This window comes from Rossellomorea sp. FM04394 (genome assembly GCF_041889765.1).
Lineage (GTDB): Bacteria > Bacillota > Bacilli > Bacillales > Bacillaceae_B > Rossellomorea > Rossellomorea aquimaris_B.
The window spans coordinates 2086353-2103728 of record NZ_CP168654.1; the positions used below are offsets into that span (position 1 = coordinate 2086353).

Here is a 17376-nt window from a genome sequence, read left to right on the forward strand (position 1 = left end):
TAGTACACTATCAGTACTTGAAGCATTTGAACTTTTTCTATTATGTTGGAAAAGAAGCTTCAATAAAGTGGAACCCCCCCTCAACCAAATGGGTTAAGGGGGGGTTCACTACATATTAGTATCTTACAGCATCGTAAGAGTTTATTCTTCCATGCTGGAAGTAAGAACCTGTACCGCTGATAGGATCAGCCGTTTGTTCAATTGCTTGACGGATTTGAACATTGTTTCGTCCTTGCCCTGCAAGTAATCCAGCTAAACCTGCTACGTGAGGGGAAGCCATCGATGTACCTGACATGTATGAGTATCCATTGTTAGGCATGGTAGAAGCGATGTCAACTCCAGGCGCTGTTACATCCACCCATGTCCCATAGTTTGAGAAAGAAGCTTTACGGTCTCTGGAATCAACTGCTCCTACGGCAATTGCGTTTGGATAAGAAGCTGGCTCGAACGTTGTTGATACTCCGTCATTTCCAGCAGCGGCAATGACGACAGACCCTTTGTTCCACGCATAATCAACTGCACTTTTTAAAGTTGTTGTATTACAGTCACAACCCAGGGAAAGGTTCAGAACTTCAGCGCCTTGATCTGCAGCGTATCGAATACCTGCCGCGATATCATCAAGTGATCCACTTCCGTTGGCATCTAATACACGAACGGCAAGTATCTTTGTATTTGGAGCCATACCGGCAATCCCGGTTCCGTTATTCGTTTCAGCAGCAGCCGTACCCGCTACATGTGTACCATGTCCGTTTAAATCCATTGGATAATAATCATTGTCGACGAAATCATAACCACGAATCGTCTTACCATCTAAGTCAGGGTGGTTGTAATCTACACCTGTATCAAGAACGGCAATTTCCTGTCCGCTGCTCCCGCGTGCAAGATCCCATGCACTAGGTGTGTACGTGTTTTGGGGTCCATATTGATAGCCTTGGTAGTAATAATCATTAGGGGTCCAGGTTGCTGAGAAGGTATAGTTAGGTTCAGCGTATTCCACATTCGGGTTTTTGCTTAATGCTTTTACAGTTGCTTCAACATTTCCTACTTTTAATACCTCGAATGGCTTTTTCGTAGAATCTTTTTCTTTTACCGCAGCTGCATTCGCCTTTTTGAGGGTATTTCCTTTTTCTGACTCGGTCACGCCATCTTTGAATTTAACAATGACCTCACCTTTTACATAACTGCCTTTTTCAAAGCTTTTATTGACAGTTGTCTTTTGAGAGGCTTTCTCTAGAGGGTTTTGATCTTGAGCAAAGGCACTTCCTCCGAAGCTTGGGACTAGAGCAAGTGATGCAGCTAATGATAGAGCAGCAATTTTTTTAAACTTCATTATAGCATTCCTCCGTTTTTCTTTTTTTGAATGGCGTGGTTCAACGACAAATGGATTGAGCATCAAAGCGCTTGCTTATGAAATACCTCCTTTAATCAATTTCACAAGAATAAGAGAATGTGTGAAAGAAAACTATGTATGATTCTTGCTAACTAGGATTCTAGCAAACCCTTCAAAAAAAGAGAATAGGGCGAGAACTCAGCATTTGTAAATATAAGGGAAATGAATCAAACCAAATTAAAAAAACACCTGGAATCAAGAAAACTTTCCTTCAAACTCCCTCAAAATCAAAAATGACCATAGGAAAACAGTCACGTATTTTCCCAACATCAATTTTAAATTTTTGAGGGACGGACCTCCTTTTCTGATGAAGATAGTAGGTGAACCACCATAATAATAATGTTATCATTAGCATATTTTTTAGGAAGGGTGGGTGAAGGTCCGTCCCTCATTCGATCCTTTCATGGAAACCTCAATGACCAACCATGACATACAGAAAAGATCCCAGTGGATGTGTTTTCCAATGGGATCTTTTCTATTGCTTTAAGCAAAAATATAACGGTTTCATTTTTATTTCACAACTCCATAGTACATTTAATACTGGCTAAAAAGTCAGTTCACACTAGATGGAAAATTAAAGTTGATTGATCTGAAGTTATTTTTATTACGTTATCCCTTTTACAAGGAAATCACTAAAGGAGATTAAAGATGGAAGCCGAAAAGAAATTAGAATCTGCCCCAAAGCAATCAAAGAAACAAGAAAGAGCTGTGCTATACCAAACTGTATGGAGATGGCATTTCTATGCAGGAATCATTTTTGCCCCGTTTTTAGTTATTTTAGCATTAAGTGGGGCCGTGTATTTATTTAAGCCACAAATTGAATCCATAATGTATAATGATGTCTATTTTGTAAAGGAAAAAGGCTCTTCCATAATCAGTCCTTCTGCACAAATGGCAAAGGTCAGGGAGGAAGCACCTGACCAGATCGTCACATCAATGAAGGTGTATGATGATCCCTCTCGAACAACGGAATTCAGTGTAATGAATAATGGAGAGATGTTTTCAGTGTATGTCAATCCCTATACAGGAAATGTTGCGGGATCAATAAAAAATGATGTGAAATTTACAGAAATCTTTAAAAAGCTACATAGTGAATTGATTGTTGGAGGCACGGTAGCCAATCGATTAGTAGAGCTTGCTGCGTGTTGGGCTGTCATTTTACTAATAACGGGTCTATATATATGGTGGCCTAGAAACAAAGCCTCGATTTGGGGTACCATCTTACCAAGGTTCAGACAAAAAGGCAGGACGTTTTGGAGAGATATGCATGCAGTGCCAGCGTTTTGGTTATCAGTATCCATTTTGATCCTAATCCTGACAGGCCTGCCGTGGTCGGGTGTGATGGGGGAGCAAATCAATCGACTCGCGACTTCCACCAATACTGGATATCCGGCATTTGCTACCAGCTTTGGAGAAAAGCCTCAATCAGTGGTAAAAGCGAAAGATTTGGCAGAAGATGTACCTTGGGCATCGGAAAACATGTCAGTACCATCTTCTACTACAGATGGATATGTTCCATTATCAATAGAAGATGCTACATATATCGCGAGGAATGAAAAGATAAAAAAACCGTATACGATTTCTATGCCTCAAGGGGATAAGGTTGTATACACCATCGCTACTTCTCACTCAAAACCCGGGGATAACGCGACTCTCCACGTGGATCAATACTCAGGTTCCATCTTAAGCGATGTACGCTTCAGTGATTATGGCATTATGGCAAAAGCCATCACAATGGGGATTGCCTTGCATGAAGGCCGCTTATTTGGACTCACTAATCAAATCATCGGTCTCATCATTTGTATTGGCTTGATTGGAATGGTAGTAAGCTCACTCATCCTTTGGAGAAAACGCAAACCGGAAGGTAAATCGGGAGCGCCGACTAAGCCTAAAGATAAAAAAATGACAAGAGCCGTCCTTATCATCATGCTTGTGATGGGTGTCATCATGCCACTCGTTGGAATATCCATCATAATTGTGTTTTTACTGGACCGTTTAGTTTTTCCACATATTAAACCATTAAAGACCTGGCTAAATTAAAGTATAAAGGAGTAATAATATGAACAAACTCATAACAGCTTTAGGAATCGGGTTATCAATGGCAGTGTTAGCAGCATGTACTGCCAGTTCTTCTGCAAGTGAATCAGAGATAGCTCAGCTAGTGGAAGTGAACATCTCTCTTCCAGAAAAAATTTCACCTAATGAGGAAAGTAACATAAAGGTTAAAGTGACCCAAGCCGGTGAAAGTGTAGAAGATGCTGAAAATATACAGTTTGAAGTGTGGAAAATGAACGACAAAGCGGAAAGTGAATTGATTGAGGCAACCCATGAAAAAGATGGTGTATATAGTATTAGAAAAACATTCAAAGAAACCGGCGTTTATTATGTACAAACCCATGTAACGGCACGTGATATGCATGTGATGCCCAAGAAACAATTCATTGTTGGACAAGTATCTAAAGAAGAGATGGAGAAAATGAAACAGATGGAAGAAGATAGTCAACAAGAAGGAGAGGGTGGGGGACAACATCATTGATATGAAAGGACTTCAGTGAATGAAGTCCTTTCTTTCATGCATGATCATTTTTAATGAGCTTCTACCGCTTTATTTAATGATTGATAGATTTTCATACTTGAAATATTTATACCCATCTGTACAAATTCAATACTCATTTCTGGACGCATCCCTGATAAAATCGGCTCAATCCCAAGTAATTTAAGACTATCAATCAACTTCATGATACCTTGTTGAAACAAAGGATTCACTTCATACACACCGGATAAATCGATGATAAGTTTATGGATGGAAAGCTTTTTGCACTCAAGAAGGACATGCTCTGCCATCATTTCTCCACGTACTTCATCCACTTGACCAATGAGAGGCAATACAGCCAAGTCGGAGAATATTGGGACGACAGGGGTGGATAAGGATAAATACTTCTCTTCAGATATTTTCAGCTGTTCTTCTGCATACTCACTATATGCTTCACAGAAAGCAGAAATCATTGTGGTGAATGTGCGATCGATATCATGTGTGATTTGCAGTAAGGTTTCTTTAGACATTGCTGCTTCATTTTGCAAAACGATATCTTCTAAAATAACTTTTTTATATAAAGAGGATTTACTTATGGACATCTGCAAAGGGACGCCTTGGCCTGAAGCAAGTCTTCCTACTTCTTTTCCCCACTGACTTGATTTGTCCAAGTTATTTTCTCCCCTTAACAAGCCTTCACCTATAAGTTCGATAAGCTGCTCAAAATAGGGGAGGCTTTCAGTTCTTTTTTCTTCCACGTAAAGTGTTGGATAAGAAGCTATAAGATTTGAGAAAATGGTATTGGCGAGATCCTGTTTTCTCTCAATCAATTGATCCCCAATAGATGTAGTAATTGTGTGGTGAGTCATTTTTCTCCTCCAGATGTATGATTTTCCTTTATTATAAAGTATTATTAATTTTTAGTATAGGCTGGAAAGACTAGAGTAATAGTATACCAGGTATATTGACAAGATGATGTCATTACCTTATAATTTCATTAATTTAAAATTTTTCCAATCAGACGATGAAGAGAAGAACATAATGAAGAAATTGATGTACAGAGAGCTCTACTAGCTGAAAAAGGGCCATCATGATCATTATGGTAAAAGACTTGGAGTTATGTATGAAGCTATTTCTGCAGGAATACATCGGCGTCTCCCGTTATAGAGATAGGATATTCGTTTTATCCGAAAAGGTTGGTATGGTGACATGCCAATAAACTGAGGTGGTACCGCGAAAGATATACTCTCGTCCTCAAGAAGTATTTCTTGAGAATGAGAGTTTTTTATTTTGATAAAAGGAGTGTTTTGTATGAATCCTGTATTACTTGAAGTTCGACCAGTGTTAGAAACGGAAAGATTAGAACTACGAATGCCTCAGCCAGGTGATGGCAGGGCAGTGAATGCAGCCATTAAAGCTTCTCTATCTGAATTAAAACCGTGGTTAGGATTTGCACAAAATGACCCTTCAGTAGAAGATACGGAAACAAACACCCGTGAAGCTCACGCGAAATTTCTAACAAGGGAAAGTCTGAGGTATCTCATCTTCCGAAAAGATACAATGGAGTTTGTCGGTTCAACAGGCTTTCATAACATCGATTGGAGTGTACCTAAATTCGAAATCGGTTATTGGATTGATACAAGAATGAGTGGATATGGTTACATGGTGGAAGCAGTTGGGAAATTGACCGATTTTGCTTTAAGCGAATTAAAAGGAAAAAGAGTAGAGATCAGGTGTGAATCCACAAATGCGAGGAGCAGGGCGGTTCCTGAAAGGCTTGGGTATATGCTGGAGGGGATTCTGCGAAATGAGGATCTTTCGGTTGATGGGGAAAGGTTAACGGATACCTGCGTCTATGGGAAAATCAAAATGGATGAGGTAGGGTCCTGATTAGGACCCTACCTCATTATTATTAAACGTAAAGATACATTACCTCAACAAACCTCTGCTGTAGTCGTTTTATCGACTACTTTTTTAAGCTGCCTCCGACTCTTTCGAATGGACCTTTCTCATGAATTCGTTTACATCTCCAGGCACTCTGCGATCGATCTTTGAAACGATATACACAGAAAGGAATCCAACCGGCACCGTTATTAATCCGGGTACATTAAATTGTAGGAATTCAGGTAAGGTAGTTTTAAAGAAAATCATGTACATAGAAGCAATTAGACCAATAACCAGACCAGCAATTGCGCCTTTTTCCGTCATTCCCCTCCACCAAATACCCAAGATGAAGATTGGTGTAAATGTACTCGCTGCAACAGTAAATGCCAGTGCCACCAGATGGCCGATGGAAGCTTCCTTTACCATAAGACCAAGAGCACCGTAGAGTATACCAAGAATGATAATCGAAACCTTTCCGGCTAAAACGCGTTCTTTCTCTGTAATGTTTTTCCGGAAGAAAGTCGCATATAAATCGTGAGCCAATGCACCGGAGCTTGCAATGAATAAACCAGAAAGGTTTGAAAAGACGGCAGCAAATGCGCCCGCAATAACAAGACCAAGCAGCCACTCACCGCCAAGGGCCTGGGCAGTGGAAGGAACAACCATATTGTTTCCGCCCGCTAAAAGATCTTTCATGACACCTGGATCTGTGTCTCCGCTTAAAAAAATCGAGCGTCCGACCACTCCAAGATATACGGCAAAGAAAAAGAATACACTCGCAATACCTATTGCCATAAGAGCGGACTTACGAGCTGCTTTAGCACTAGGGTTTGTGTAGAAACGAAGTAAGATATGCGGAAGTCCGATCGTACCGAGTGAAAGTCCGATTGTCATTGATATGGTTTGCCAGAATGATGGGAAGTAATTGCCGGTACCTGTCCAAGCAGCACCATCAAAAGGTATATCCTTTCCATCAGTAGTAAATCCAGAGGTTCCTGAAATAACCCCTTTAAATTCATTAATCGAAGCCAGGATTTCCTGATAATGGAGTCCACCATAGATAGCAGCACCAACCATAAGAAGAAAGGCACCAAGACGAATCCATAGTTCTAGTGCCTGGTTAAGTGTAGTACCCTTCATACCACCGATACCAACGTAAAAAATCATGACAGAACAAGTGAAAATGATTCCAAATTCATAGCTTGTCCCAAAAAACATGCTTAAGATTTGCGCAGCACCAAGTAACTGAGGGGCTGCATAGAAGCCCGAAATGGCTAAAACCACAGCAACAGCTGCGAGGCGTGCACGTTTGCTGTGAAAACGATACGCTAAAAAGTCTGCCACTGTATAGGCGCCGAATCGACGAAGTGGACCTGCTACGAAAATAGCCAAAAGAGTCAAACCGATAGAAAAGCAAAATGCATAATAAGCACCATCATACCCCAGCTGATAGGTTAAACCGGCAATACCAAGAAATGTGGCTGCGCTTAAATAGTCTCCACCTATAGCTGAACCGTTAGTAAACCAGCCAAAGCTTCTACCACCAACAAAATAATCAGAAGCGGTGGCATTTCTCTTTGATAAGTAGGTTATATAAACAATCGTCCCCATTAAGAAGAGCGTTAAAAGGAACTTTGGTTCTAGTAAAACACCCATCAATTGATTCTCCTTTCCTCAGAAGATGTATTGGAGTGGCTGGAAATGTGGCGATCATTCTTTAAACGCCTCTCGTAAAGAGTTGTATGTACATAGGCAATGATGAAAGCCATCGCCATGGCGACGATACTTGTGAAAAACCAGCTATACGTCATACCTCCCCACATACGTGAGAACATAAAACCTTCTGCATACCAATTCAATATCGGGATTGATAAGATAAAAACATAATAAAATAGCGTAAGTTTAATTCCAGTACTGAATTCACCCTTCATGATTTTTCTTGTTTCCGGATCGAGTGGCTCAAGTTCGCTGACATCTATAGTGTCTGCAGCCACATAATCATATTCTGAATATTCTCCAGCCATTAAAGAACCCTCCTTCAAAGTTTCTGCTTTTGATTATTGATCACTATCCTCCTTTACCAATAAGATAATATAAAATTGATTTTACGATATTAGAAGAATATATACCTTACAATAAATTATCAGAAATATACAAATATTTAATATAATCTAATTTTTATTCTATAATTGAGATAAAAATAGGACATGTATATCTTAGAAAGGCGGATGGAAGCTAAAGTGTATGCAATGAAGCTAGTCGTAAAAGATCAACTGGAATATGAAAAGCTGGAGGACTGGATTACCGAAGGATTTATGGGAAACATTGCACTGGTGGAGGAGGAAGTAAAACCAGCTCATATACATATAGCAATTTTCGAAGTAACCACATGGCTTGATTGGGTAAAGATACACCGATTTCATAAACGTAATAAAGAATGCAAAATCATTCCTTTGCTGGAACCATCATTATTATATACTTCACCCCTTGCAATTGAATTGAAATTAAGTAGTTTACTAGTCAAGGCTGTAAAAAAACACAAATTTATGCGAATGTTAAAACAAGTTATAAGGAGTATTTCAAGTGAGGCTTATGTATTGGCCAGTGACGATGAATTATTCAGGGGGCTTCATCAGGAACCAAAGAAAGGGAACCATCACACGTCACCTTTTCAAGAAGCATTTTTACGAAGATTACTTTCCGGTGAGATAAAATCTGAAGAGGAATTGATTGAGTCCCGATCTCTTTTTCCAATTGATGGGCTGCCAAATGTGATATGTTTTATACAGGGGTTTACCAGATGCCCATCCTGGATAGAAGGGCAGGATGGGCAAGCATCTACAATTATTCAAGAACATTTAAGAAAGGGTTTTCAGTTAGAGGGGGTATCTTTCCTATCATATCGCAAACACTTACTAATGCTCATTCGGATTCCTTCTAACTACGGATCCTTAAAACACTGGAAAGAAGGGGAAGCCAGTATACTTGATGCAATTGAGGAATTAGAAAGGGAGTATGGGATCCATATTTACATTGGTGTAGGGTCCATCTATCGAGAACCACTTCTCCTTCATCATTCATATCGGGAAGCATATAAAGCCCGTCGTACGTCACCATATGAGAGGCTATCCCTTCGTTATTATGAAGAAATCACAAAGGACCAGCAGATTCAAAAATGTACGGACTATATAGCTCACTGTTGTACAGATAACCTTTCCATAAAACAAGTAGCTGAACAGATTAATTTTAGTGTTCCGTATTTCAGCAGGATTTTCAAACAAGAAACAGGGCGCAATTTTGTTGAATACGTCACTTTTGTTCGTCTTCAGCGTGCTGTTTGGCTTTTGCGTCATACCAACCATACAATTGAGTACATTGCTGAAGAGCTTGGTTTCAATACGCCCAATTATTTTAGTGGTACTTTTAAAAAATATGTAGGACTTTCTCCAAGAGAATACAGAGGGACAAAAGAAATTATTTTTATTTAATACGGCAGTGGTTGACGTCCATTCATATAAAGCATGAATATTGCCGGGACGATAGTCTTACCCTAAGATATTTGTGAAGATAATAGAAGGGCGATTCTCATTGAGAGTCGCCCTTGGAAAGATGGCCCCTTAAGACTTAGCCCAATCTCGCCTTAATAAACTATACGTTACAAGATCCTCATAATGATCATATAACCATTGTCCATCTCTAGAGATTCCTTCTTTCGTAAATCCTAATCGTTCAGGGATGCCGATGCTTTTCTTATTGTTGATGGCACATTGAATTTCTACCCTGTTGAGATCCATTTCAATAAATAGATAGTTCAAGAGAGAAGTAACGGCACGTGTAATGATCCCTTTTCCTTGTGCTTCTTCCGAAAGGAGATATCCAATACTGGTGCTCTTGCTTTTCCAATCAATATAATGCAACCCGATCATGCCGACTAACTTTCCTTGATAGCGTATCCCGGCATCGAATCCGTTGTTATCCGCGTAATTCCGAATCCAAAGGGGAATAATGTGTTCTAAGTCCTGAGGGGACCGGCGTTTATCGACCCAAAGGAGCCACTGACGAAGGTGATCCCGGTTTGAATCGATCAGTTCGTATAACTCCTCTTTGTGGTGCTGTTGAAATAGCTCGATCGAGATTTCTTGATCTACAGTAAATGAAAACATGGGATCCTCTCCTTTTGGATATTTAGAAGATTATACCATATGATGCTTCTTTATAGGGAGGAGTTAAAGTAAGGCTGTTTATCCTAATGTGATTCAACAGTATTTGTTTTATAATAGAAGAAAATGAAGTACAGCTTAAAGGAGGTGGTGACATGGTAATGAGAACAATCTTACCAGAGTCCCAAGCGTCTCATGCAAAGCCTACTATTAGAAAGGCGATACTTTGCATGGGATGGACGTTGACTGATCGCCCTTAAAGTTCATTTCTAGTAAGTCGGCTTTGCACCTTATTTACTTTATTAATCAGAAAATAAGGGGCTGACTGAATTGAAATATGTGAAAGCGGAGAGTGTTTTACCACCATCGCTTCTTGTTGAAATCCAGAAATATATTCAGGGGGAAACCCTCTATATACCTAAACCTAAGATGAAACACCAGAAATGGGGAAGCCGTTCTGGTAGTAGAAAAGAAATTGATGAACGAAATGTTGAAATCAAAGAGGCTTTCTTGAAGGGGAAGACGATTCAAGAATTATCCGAACATTATTATCTTTCAATAGAAACAATTAAGAAAATAGTGTATAGAAAGCGCTGATGGATTATGTCAGTGCTTTTTATTATGTATAGATTGATTCTGAACCAAACTCTACCTATCATTATATCGAGTACCGGTATATAGTATGAATGAGGTTGCACGGAATTCCTGTGCTCCTTGACTCGTCTTGAACAGACCATTTAAGATGAGAATAATGACAAATGTTTCTAGGAGCGATTAACATGGAACCATTTATTCGAAATGATCAATATAATTTCATTATGTATCAGACTCAGGTGCTGATCAATGGGTATTCAACTGTGAATGATCTTGGTGTACTTCAAGCGTTGAAGGGACTTGTAAAAGATAAGGTGACAAATGTGTTCGATGAACTGTCTCAAGCTCAACAGAATATACTAGAACCTATTGTGAATATCCGGGATTCTGATCAGGCGGAGGATTATTTAATTGGATTAAAACCTTATGTCATTCCATTTCCATCTGTAACTGATGCCTCATTGAAAAAGTTATTCCCGAAAGTGAAAAAGCTAAAGACTCCTGATTGGGAAAACATCGATTTCAGGGATCTGTCCTATTTGGGCTGGAATGATTACGGGCAGGAGCGAAAATATATCGTCGCTGAGCATGAGGGTAAATTGAAAGGATTCAAGGGTACCTTTAAAAGCAGGAGCAAAAAAGGAATGTGCACGATTTGCAATACCTTTGGAAGCATCGGGTTTTACATGTCTGAATCAAAAACGTCTTCTCAAGGAACCTTTGTGAAGAAAGGGAATTACATCTGCCAGGATAGTGATGAGTGTAACGAAAAGCTCAAAAACAAAGAGAAATTGGTTGATTTCATTCAAAGAATCAATCATTAGAAGGATGCGCTGGGTAGAGTCTCGGCGTATTTTCATTGTATTTATACTATATTACGGAATTCCAATTCTTCTCAACACTTATAAATCCCTTGAAACATTGCCATACTTTAAGTAGTATAGATAAGTAGAAAATTGTAGAGTTTCGAAATGAGGGTTTTAAATGGAGAAGAAATCCATATACGGATTAACATTAGATCAACTGACAGCATGGCTGGTCGAACACGGTCAAAAGAAGTTCCGTGCGGCTCAGGTATGGGATTGGTTATATAAAAAGAGAGTGACGAACTTTTCGGATATGAAGAATCTAAACGCCGAGTGTGTACAATTGCTGGACGATCACTTCTATCTTCATACACTCACTCAAGAGGTTAAACAGGAATCCAAGGACGGCACAATTAAATTCCTGTTCAAGCTTGAAGATGGTAACTTAATTGAAACAGTTTTAATGCGATTCAATTATGGACTAAGTGTGTGTGTGACGACCCAGGTCGGGTGCAACATCGGTTGTACATTCTGTGCAAGTGGACTGCTGAAGAAGAACCGCGATCTTTCAAGCGGAGAAATCGTAGAACAGATCATGAACGTCCAACATCATTTGGATGAAGCAGGAAATGGAGAACGTGTCAGTCATATCGTCGTAATGGGGATAGGTGAACCATTCGATAACTATGATAACATGATGGACTTCTTCCGAGTGGTTAATGACCAAAAAGGTCTTTCTATCGGAGCTCGTCACATTACCGTTTCCACAAGTGGCCTGGCAGATAAGATTTACAAATTTGCCGACGAAAATATTCAAATTAACCTTGCTGTTTCCTTGCATGCACCAAACAATGAATTACGTACCAAGATCATGAAAATCAACCGTGCGTATCCTTTAGAGAAATTAATGCCAGCCATTGATTACTATTTAGAAAAGACCAATCGACGCATCACCTTTGAGTATATTCTATTGAGTGATGTAAATGACCATAAAGAAGAAGCTATACAGCTAGCCAAATTGTTAAAGAACAAGCGTCATCTTTCTTATGTGAACTTGATTCCTTATAATCCAGTTGACGAGCATAACCAATATCAAAGAAGTACGAAAGAAGCGATTGTTGAATTCTACGGTACATTACTTGAACATGGAATCAACTGTGGAGTCCGTGTGGAACAAGGGACGGACATCGATGCAGCTTGCGGTCAATTGAGAAGTAAGCAAATCAAGAAGGATAAGGTTAAATCTTAATACTTTTTATGGAGCACATAGATTCCTAAGTGGAATTTATGTGCTTTTTTCGTTTATTATATTCGAAATTTATTGAATTAAAGATTCTATAAGTGTAGAATTGTCTGTAAGCTACAAATTTTGGAAATGAGGTGTTTCTATATGGATGTGCTCCATTTGACCAGTCGGAAAAGAGAGACGTATGAGATTAGGATTGAGGCTTCCCTTCTTTGGGAATGCGCTTTGGGGATTGCTGCAGTGACAAATAAAAAGCTTATTGATACGTTAGAAAAACCAAAAGAATCTTGGGACAGGTTAAAGAAATCTTTATCTGAACCATTGATAGAGGATTTGAAATTTGTTGGAAAGAATAACACGTGGAAATCCTTACTCCTTTTGTTGCATCAAAAAGAGTTTCAAGGTTTATCTGAATTCGTCATGTTTCTCGATGAGTTGGACGATGAAAAACTAAGATTTATCTGCATCCCTTACATAGGAGTGAAATTTCAAAAACTTCGAACGCTTGCTTCAAAAGGAGAAGAGTCATCACGAAACAGATTGAAAACGCAGACAGAGGCTAACCCGTTTTTTCCGGATTATATTGATTTCATCTGTACCACAAATGTTCATGACCTTAGGAACCATCTGAAGAGCGTCATGACCGGGTGGTATAAAGAAGTGATAATTCCTCAAAAAGAGAAACTATCTCAAATACTGGGAAGGGATAAACAGTCCAAGGAAAAGATGAGTGGAAATCTAAAGTCCGAGGCGTTAGTAGAATGGGCAACGGGCGGTATCACTTACTTGCCCGAGCCGAGCGTACATACAGTTCTGCTTGTCCCCCAAATGATTTACCGCCCTTGGAACGTTGAAGGCGATATTGAAGGGGTCAAGGTGTTTTATTACCCTGTAGCAAATGAAAGCATCTATCCGGATGATAAGGATATGCCAAGCAATTTTCTGGTCCAGAAGCATAAAGCCCTTGGTGATGAAGCGCGCCTCCGAATGGTGAAATTTCTGAAGGGCTCAGAGCGTACACTCCAGGAAATCACGAATGAGCTGAACATGGGGAAGTCCACGGTCCATCACCATTTGAAAATTCTCAGGTCTGCAAGACTCGTCGAAACAGAGGACGGTAAGTATCGCTTGAAAGAAAATGCTGTTCAAACTTTATCGAATGAATTGATGCAATATTTAACTGATTATTAAAGGAGAATCAGATATGGGAGAACGTGCGGTCAGACTCAATCAAGTGGATGATTTCCCGCCTTTAAAGAGAAACTATCCCGTTTTCAGATTTATGGGTGGGAATCTGATTTCATTTTTCGGGGATCAGATTTATTTAATCGCGATTCCACTTATGGTATTAACGATCACTGGATCACCTGTGAGTATGGGGATTGTGGCAGCGCTAGAACGGCTGCCGATTCTATTTCAGCCCTTCGCAGGCATCATGTCGGATACATATAAACGGAAGCATCTGCTCTTGCTATGTGATTTAGGGCGATGCATCCTTGTTGGGATGACCGGTGTTCTATTTATCATGGAGGTACTGGAGATGTGGATGGTATATCCCGTTGTGTTTGGTATCGGATTATTAAGCCAAATCTATAATACATCTCAATTTGCTTCAGTACCAAGCCTGGTGAGAAGCGAAGACCTTCAGGCTGTCAATTCATTGAATTCAGGGATATTCAATTTAGCGGTTTTTTTGGCACCCGGTTTAGGAGGGTTGATCATTTCCTTTTTTAATCCGGGATATGCCCTTTTGGTAAACAGCATCAGCTTCTTTGTTTCTTTTCTTGCCATTGCGAGTCTTCGCATGAAAGTGAAGGAGGGAGTTTCCTTAAAGTATTCCATTTGGGAGGAGATGCGGGAAGGATTTGAATTTGTTGCTAAGACCAAGCCGATCCTTTACACCAATCTGGCCATGGTATCTTCTGTGTTCGGGACTACTTTGTTCCTTACCTTACTGGTCTTTCATCTAAAAGATTCCGTTCAATTAAATACTGTCATGATTGGATGGTTACTCTCAATGGGGGGAGTCGGTGCCATTGCAGGTGCGGTAGCCTCATCCCTCTTTCGGAAGCGGTTTTCGTATCGTGGGATCCTATTTACCTCATCAGTCGTCGGAGGGCTTTCCATCTTGTGTTTCGGTTTGCTGGACTCTTATTTCGGCCTAATGATCATGAATGCAGTCGGAACCTTCTGTGCTTCGATGATGAGCCCTTGTATCATCACGATCCGGCAAACATTGACCCCCGATCACTTATTGGGAAGAGTCCAGGCCACAAGCCGACTAATGACATGGATATTCATGCCCCTTGCAGCATTCCTTGCAGGAATACTGGCTGAAGCAATAGGTACAGACCTGACCATCGTTCTAGCTGGAGCCATCTCAACACTTGCTTCCATACCATACCTTCATCATAGTTTAAAAGAAAAATAGAGGGAGGGACCTTCCTCAATTTTGTTTTATGATAGGATGGAAATGGAACTCATTTTTAGTGAACGGTAATAGAAAGAGGAATGAAGAAAGATCAATTTTTATCGTTTCGAAATAAAGTGGTTCAACCACAATTACGACTAAGAAAGGAGATTGGAGAATGCAATCGAATCATCACGACATCACCATCATCGGGGCAGGGGTGAGCAGTGTGTTTCTCGCTTACACCTTGATGAAGCACAATGAACATATCTCCATTCACATGATTGATCTTGGCAAGGAACTCAGAGAACGTACATGCAGTTTAGATGAAGTGGGAGTCTGTACATGTGAAGGAATGTGCAGTAAATACATTGGATTTGCAGGTCTTGGGAAATCAGAAGGGAAATTTAATTATACGAATGATTTCGGAGGAGAGCTTGGAAGGAAAATTGGAGAACAAACCACATTTGATTTGATGCAGGAAGTCGACGATATTCTCTGTGAGTTTGGCGGTGACATCATTCCTACCTATAGTACGAAAAATGAGAAACTTTCATTAAGGGCCCAGATGGCAGACATGAAGGTACTTTCAACGGAGGTGCGTCATTTAGGAACACGCTTAGCGAATGAAATTTTTCAAAAGATGTATGAAGTGATGAAAAACCGTATCATGTTCAGTTTCGAAACTCATGTTGAAAGAATATTTAAGAATGAAGATGGCTTTCGCTTGAAATCCAATATCGGTGATTTTACGACGGGAAAATTAATCATCGGTACAGGAATGAGCGGCAGCACATGGCTAAAAGAGCAAGCTGGATCACTTGGATTACTTCCAGGTAAGACACGATTGGATATGGGGATTCGTGTGGAAATGAAAGGTGATCAGCTTGAATCGATATTAGGAGATACTTTTGAAACGAAGCTGAAAATTGAGAGGGACTCATTCAGAGCGACAACCTATTGTATGAATCCACGAGGGAGAATCATACGGAAACACCAGCATGGATTGGTGATGCCAGACGGACAAAATGCTCGAGAAAAAGATACACCAAGTGCGAATCTGAACTTCAGCTTATTCGTTCCACGCTATTTTCAATCCCATGATGAAGCAATGGAATTTGCAGTGAACATCATAGGAGGGATTAATCAAGAACGAGAGCGGATAGTCGTTCAGAGATTGGAAGATTTCAAGTTACATAGGAATACAGAAACGTTGGAGGAGAATCTGGTAGGTCCGTCCCTCAATGGGGAATGTGGCAATGTTCGGGAAGAGGTTCCAGAATTGTATGTGATGGCGCTCGAGGAGTTTTTAGCTTCTGTGGAAGAGCTCATCGGGGAGACTATACACCCTGATACACTTTTGTACGGTTTGGATGCAAAGTTTTATGAACCTACATTACCTACGGATGAAAACTTTGAAACAGATGTGTCAAATCTGTACCTGGTCGGTGACTGCTCTGGAGAAACCCATTCCTTATCACAAGCAGCGGCCAGTGGCATTTATTTGGGGAAACATCTGGGAAAAATAGGATTTACCAGTTAATGGTAAACACAGAAAGGGAGAACTCGGCAATGAATGAACAAGAAAAGTCATTCCTCGAAAAAGTGAAAATCATTCAAGGTGACAATTATGCGACCATCGAGGATACGAATGAATTGACCCCTTCAGAACTGAAAGAACTCGTCAACTATCTGGATCAGACACCGCCCTATCATTCCCTGTCTAACTTGAAGATTCTTGTGAATCATACATTCTCCAGGGAAGTGGATCAGTATTTAGAGGGAAAAAGATATGACCTGGTTGATGAATTTTTGACAGTGTATAAAAAGCTTGAGAAATCGGAAGTCGAACACTCTTTTACTTTGAAAAATTTACATATGATTTCAAAAAATGAGTTTATCCATATTTGGCTGGAATCGATGAAATCTTCCCTTAATCCCCCTTCATTCTTATCAATGGGTGAACATATGAAAGCTGTGAAAACCGAGTTGGGTGCACATTATAAGGATTCCTGTATTGCAGTTTACGAAGGGGATAAGGGGATTGGTGTGATGATGCCCCATATTGAACCGGGAACGAAAGATGAGGGAAGATTGTTTTATTTCGGATTGATTCCTGTTGAAAGAGGCAAGGGGAAAAGCAAACTTCTTCATAAATTGGCTCTCAGTCTCCTGGAATCAGAGTTTCATGCAACATATTATATAGGGGGTACGAGTATTCATAATACCCCAATGATTCGAACGTTCCAAGCTAATGGATGTGAAGTGATGGATAGGAATAGGGTGTTTAATAAGAAATCCCTTTAGTACTTGAAACATCAGTGTTATACTTGAAGAATTGTTCGCAAAGTAA

Annotated in this window: 16 protein-coding genes; 11 read left to right on the forward strand and 5 right to left on the reverse strand. The window is 40.0% G+C overall.

From position 1 onward, the window contains the following. Window positions 1-115: 115 nt before the first annotated feature. Entirely contained in the window at window positions 116-1330 is a 1215-nt protein-coding gene (locus ACCB35_RS10385; RefSeq protein WP_374056787.1) for a S8 family peptidase, read from the reverse strand. 708 nt (window positions 1331-2038) lie between these two features. Here ACCB35_RS10385 and ACCB35_RS10390 point away from each other — a divergent pair. Together ACCB35_RS10390 and ACCB35_RS10395 are read left to right on the forward strand one after the other, a co-directional pair. Further along, window positions 2039-3430: a PepSY-associated TM helix domain-containing protein gene (locus ACCB35_RS10390; protein WP_374056788.1), complete on the forward strand. Its 1392-nt coding sequence runs from the start codon at window positions 2039-2041 to the stop codon at window positions 3428-3430. 19 nt (window positions 3431-3449) lie between these two features. Continuing rightward, window positions 3450-3926 carry a FixH family protein gene (locus ACCB35_RS10395; protein WP_374056789.1) on the forward strand — a complete coding sequence of 159 codons (477 nt, stop codon included), beginning with the start codon at window positions 3450-3452 and terminating at the stop codon, window positions 3924-3926. A gap of 50 nt (window positions 3927-3976) precedes the next feature. Here the strand turns inward: ACCB35_RS10395 and ACCB35_RS10400 are convergent, their stop codons facing one another. Next, complete coding sequence (locus ACCB35_RS10400; RefSeq protein WP_374056790.1) at window positions 3977-4792, reverse strand: STAS domain-containing protein; 816 nt, start codon at window positions 4790-4792, stop codon at window positions 3977-3979. Between the two features lie 442 nt (window positions 4793-5234). Between ACCB35_RS10400 and ACCB35_RS10405 the strand changes: the two genes are divergently transcribed. Continuing rightward, window positions 5235-5813, forward strand: a complete 579-nt coding sequence (locus ACCB35_RS10405; RefSeq protein WP_374056791.1) for a GNAT family N-acetyltransferase — start codon at window positions 5235-5237, stop codon at window positions 5811-5813. Window positions 5814-5897: 84 nt separating this feature from the next. On the opposite strand, the gene ACCB35_RS10410 is transcribed toward ACCB35_RS10405, so the two are convergent. Both ACCB35_RS10410 and ACCB35_RS10415 read right to left on the reverse strand, forming a co-directional pair. Next, entirely contained in the window at window positions 5898-7466 is a 1569-nt protein-coding gene (locus ACCB35_RS10410) for a cation acetate symporter (protein WP_044337215.1), read from the reverse strand. Beyond that, window positions 7463-7831, reverse strand: coding sequence for a hypothetical protein (locus ACCB35_RS10415; protein WP_374056792.1), 369 nt, complete (start codon window positions 7829-7831; stop codon window positions 7463-7465). Before ACCB35_RS10415 ends, ACCB35_RS10410 begins: the two co-directional genes overlap by 4 nt. A 204-nt stretch (window positions 7832-8035) precedes the next feature. Between ACCB35_RS10415 and ACCB35_RS10420 the strand changes: the two genes are divergently transcribed. Further along, entirely contained in the window at window positions 8036-9295 is a 1260-nt protein-coding gene (locus ACCB35_RS10420) for a helix-turn-helix domain-containing protein (RefSeq protein ID WP_374056793.1), read from the forward strand. Between the two features lie 129 nt (window positions 9296-9424). Here the strand turns inward: ACCB35_RS10420 and ACCB35_RS10425 are convergent, their stop codons facing one another. Further along, complete coding sequence (locus tag ACCB35_RS10425) at window positions 9425-9970, reverse strand: GNAT family N-acetyltransferase (protein WP_374056794.1); 546 nt, start codon at window positions 9968-9970, stop codon at window positions 9425-9427. Between the two features lie 327 nt (window positions 9971-10297). Here ACCB35_RS10425 and ACCB35_RS10430 point away from each other — a divergent pair, with 327 nt between their 5' ends. The 7 genes from ACCB35_RS10430 (at window position 10298) to ACCB35_RS10460 (ending at window position 17330) form a co-directional block, all read left to right on the forward strand. Beyond that, complete coding sequence (locus ACCB35_RS10430; RefSeq protein WP_374056795.1) at window positions 10298-10564, forward strand: CD3324 family protein; 267 nt, start codon at window positions 10298-10300, stop codon at window positions 10562-10564. Window positions 10565-10746: 182 nt separating this feature from the next. Next, on the forward strand, window positions 10747-11385 hold the full coding sequence (locus tag ACCB35_RS10435; protein WP_374056796.1) for a FusB/FusC family EF-G-binding protein: 639 nt from the start codon (window positions 10747-10749) through the stop codon (window positions 11383-11385). A gap of 160 nt (window positions 11386-11545) precedes the next feature. Beyond that, window positions 11546-12616, forward strand: coding sequence for a 23S rRNA (adenine(2503)-C(2))-methyltransferase RlmN (rlmN, locus tag ACCB35_RS10440; RefSeq protein WP_374056797.1), 1071 nt, complete (start codon window positions 11546-11548; stop codon window positions 12614-12616). A gap of 141 nt (window positions 12617-12757) precedes the next feature. Beyond that, window positions 12758-13804: an ArsR/SmtB family transcription factor gene (locus ACCB35_RS10445; RefSeq protein WP_374056798.1), complete on the forward strand. Its 1047-nt coding sequence runs from the start codon at window positions 12758-12760 to the stop codon at window positions 13802-13804. 13 nt (window positions 13805-13817) lie between these two features. Beyond that, complete coding sequence (locus tag ACCB35_RS10450) at window positions 13818-15044, forward strand: MFS transporter (protein ID WP_374056799.1); 1227 nt, start codon at window positions 13818-13820, stop codon at window positions 15042-15044. A 157-nt stretch (window positions 15045-15201) separates the two neighbouring features. Beyond that, a complete protein-coding gene (locus tag ACCB35_RS10455) occupies window positions 15202-16566 on the forward strand; it encodes an NAD(FAD)-utilizing dehydrogenase (protein ID WP_374056800.1) in 1365 nt (454 codons plus the stop codon). 29 nt (window positions 16567-16595) lie between these two features. Continuing rightward, a complete protein-coding gene (locus ACCB35_RS10460) occupies window positions 16596-17330 on the forward strand; it encodes a hypothetical protein (RefSeq protein ID WP_374056801.1) in 735 nt (244 codons plus the stop codon). Window positions 17331-17376: the final 46 nt, after the last annotated feature.

Excerpts from the sequence above, each read along its gene's own strand:
- ACCB35_RS10385 (WP_374056787.1), bottom strand. The coding sequence starts at position 1,330 with ATGAAGTTTAAAAAAATTGCTGCTCTATCATTAGCTGCATCACTTGCT.
- ACCB35_RS10390 (WP_374056788.1), top strand. The coding sequence starts at position 2,039 with ATGGAAGCCGAAAAGAAATTAGAATCTGCCCCAAAGCAATCAAAGAAA.
- ACCB35_RS10395 (WP_374056789.1), top strand. The coding sequence starts at position 3,450 with ATGAACAAACTCATAACAGCTTTAGGAATCGGGTTATCAATGGCAGTG.
- ACCB35_RS10400 (WP_374056790.1), bottom strand. The coding sequence starts at position 4,792 with ATGACTCACCACACAATTACTACATCTATTGGGGATCAATTGATTGAG.
- ACCB35_RS10405 (WP_374056791.1), top strand. The coding sequence starts at position 5,235 with ATGAATCCTGTATTACTTGAAGTTCGACCAGTGTTAGAAACGGAAAGA.
- ACCB35_RS10415 (WP_374056792.1), bottom strand. The coding sequence starts at position 7,831 with ATGGCTGGAGAATATTCAGAATATGATTATGTGGCTGCAGACACTATA.
- ACCB35_RS10420 (WP_374056793.1), top strand. The coding sequence starts at position 8,036 with ATGGAAGCTAAAGTGTATGCAATGAAGCTAGTCGTAAAAGATCAACTG.
- ACCB35_RS10425 (WP_374056794.1), bottom strand. The coding sequence starts at position 9,970 with ATGTTTTCATTTACTGTAGATCAAGAAATCTCGATCGAGCTATTTCAA.
- ACCB35_RS10435 (WP_374056796.1), top strand. The coding sequence starts at position 10,747 with ATGGAACCATTTATTCGAAATGATCAATATAATTTCATTATGTATCAG.
- rlmN (WP_374056797.1), top strand. The coding sequence starts at position 11,546 with ATGGAGAAGAAATCCATATACGGATTAACATTAGATCAACTGACAGCA.
- ACCB35_RS10445 (WP_374056798.1), top strand. The coding sequence starts at position 12,758 with ATGGATGTGCTCCATTTGACCAGTCGGAAAAGAGAGACGTATGAGATT.
- ACCB35_RS10450 (WP_374056799.1), top strand. The coding sequence starts at position 13,818 with ATGGGAGAACGTGCGGTCAGACTCAATCAAGTGGATGATTTCCCGCCT.
- ACCB35_RS10455 (WP_374056800.1), top strand. The coding sequence starts at position 15,202 with ATGCAATCGAATCATCACGACATCACCATCATCGGGGCAGGGGTGAGC.
- ACCB35_RS10460 (WP_374056801.1), top strand. The coding sequence starts at position 16,596 with ATGAATGAACAAGAAAAGTCATTCCTCGAAAAAGTGAAAATCATTCAA.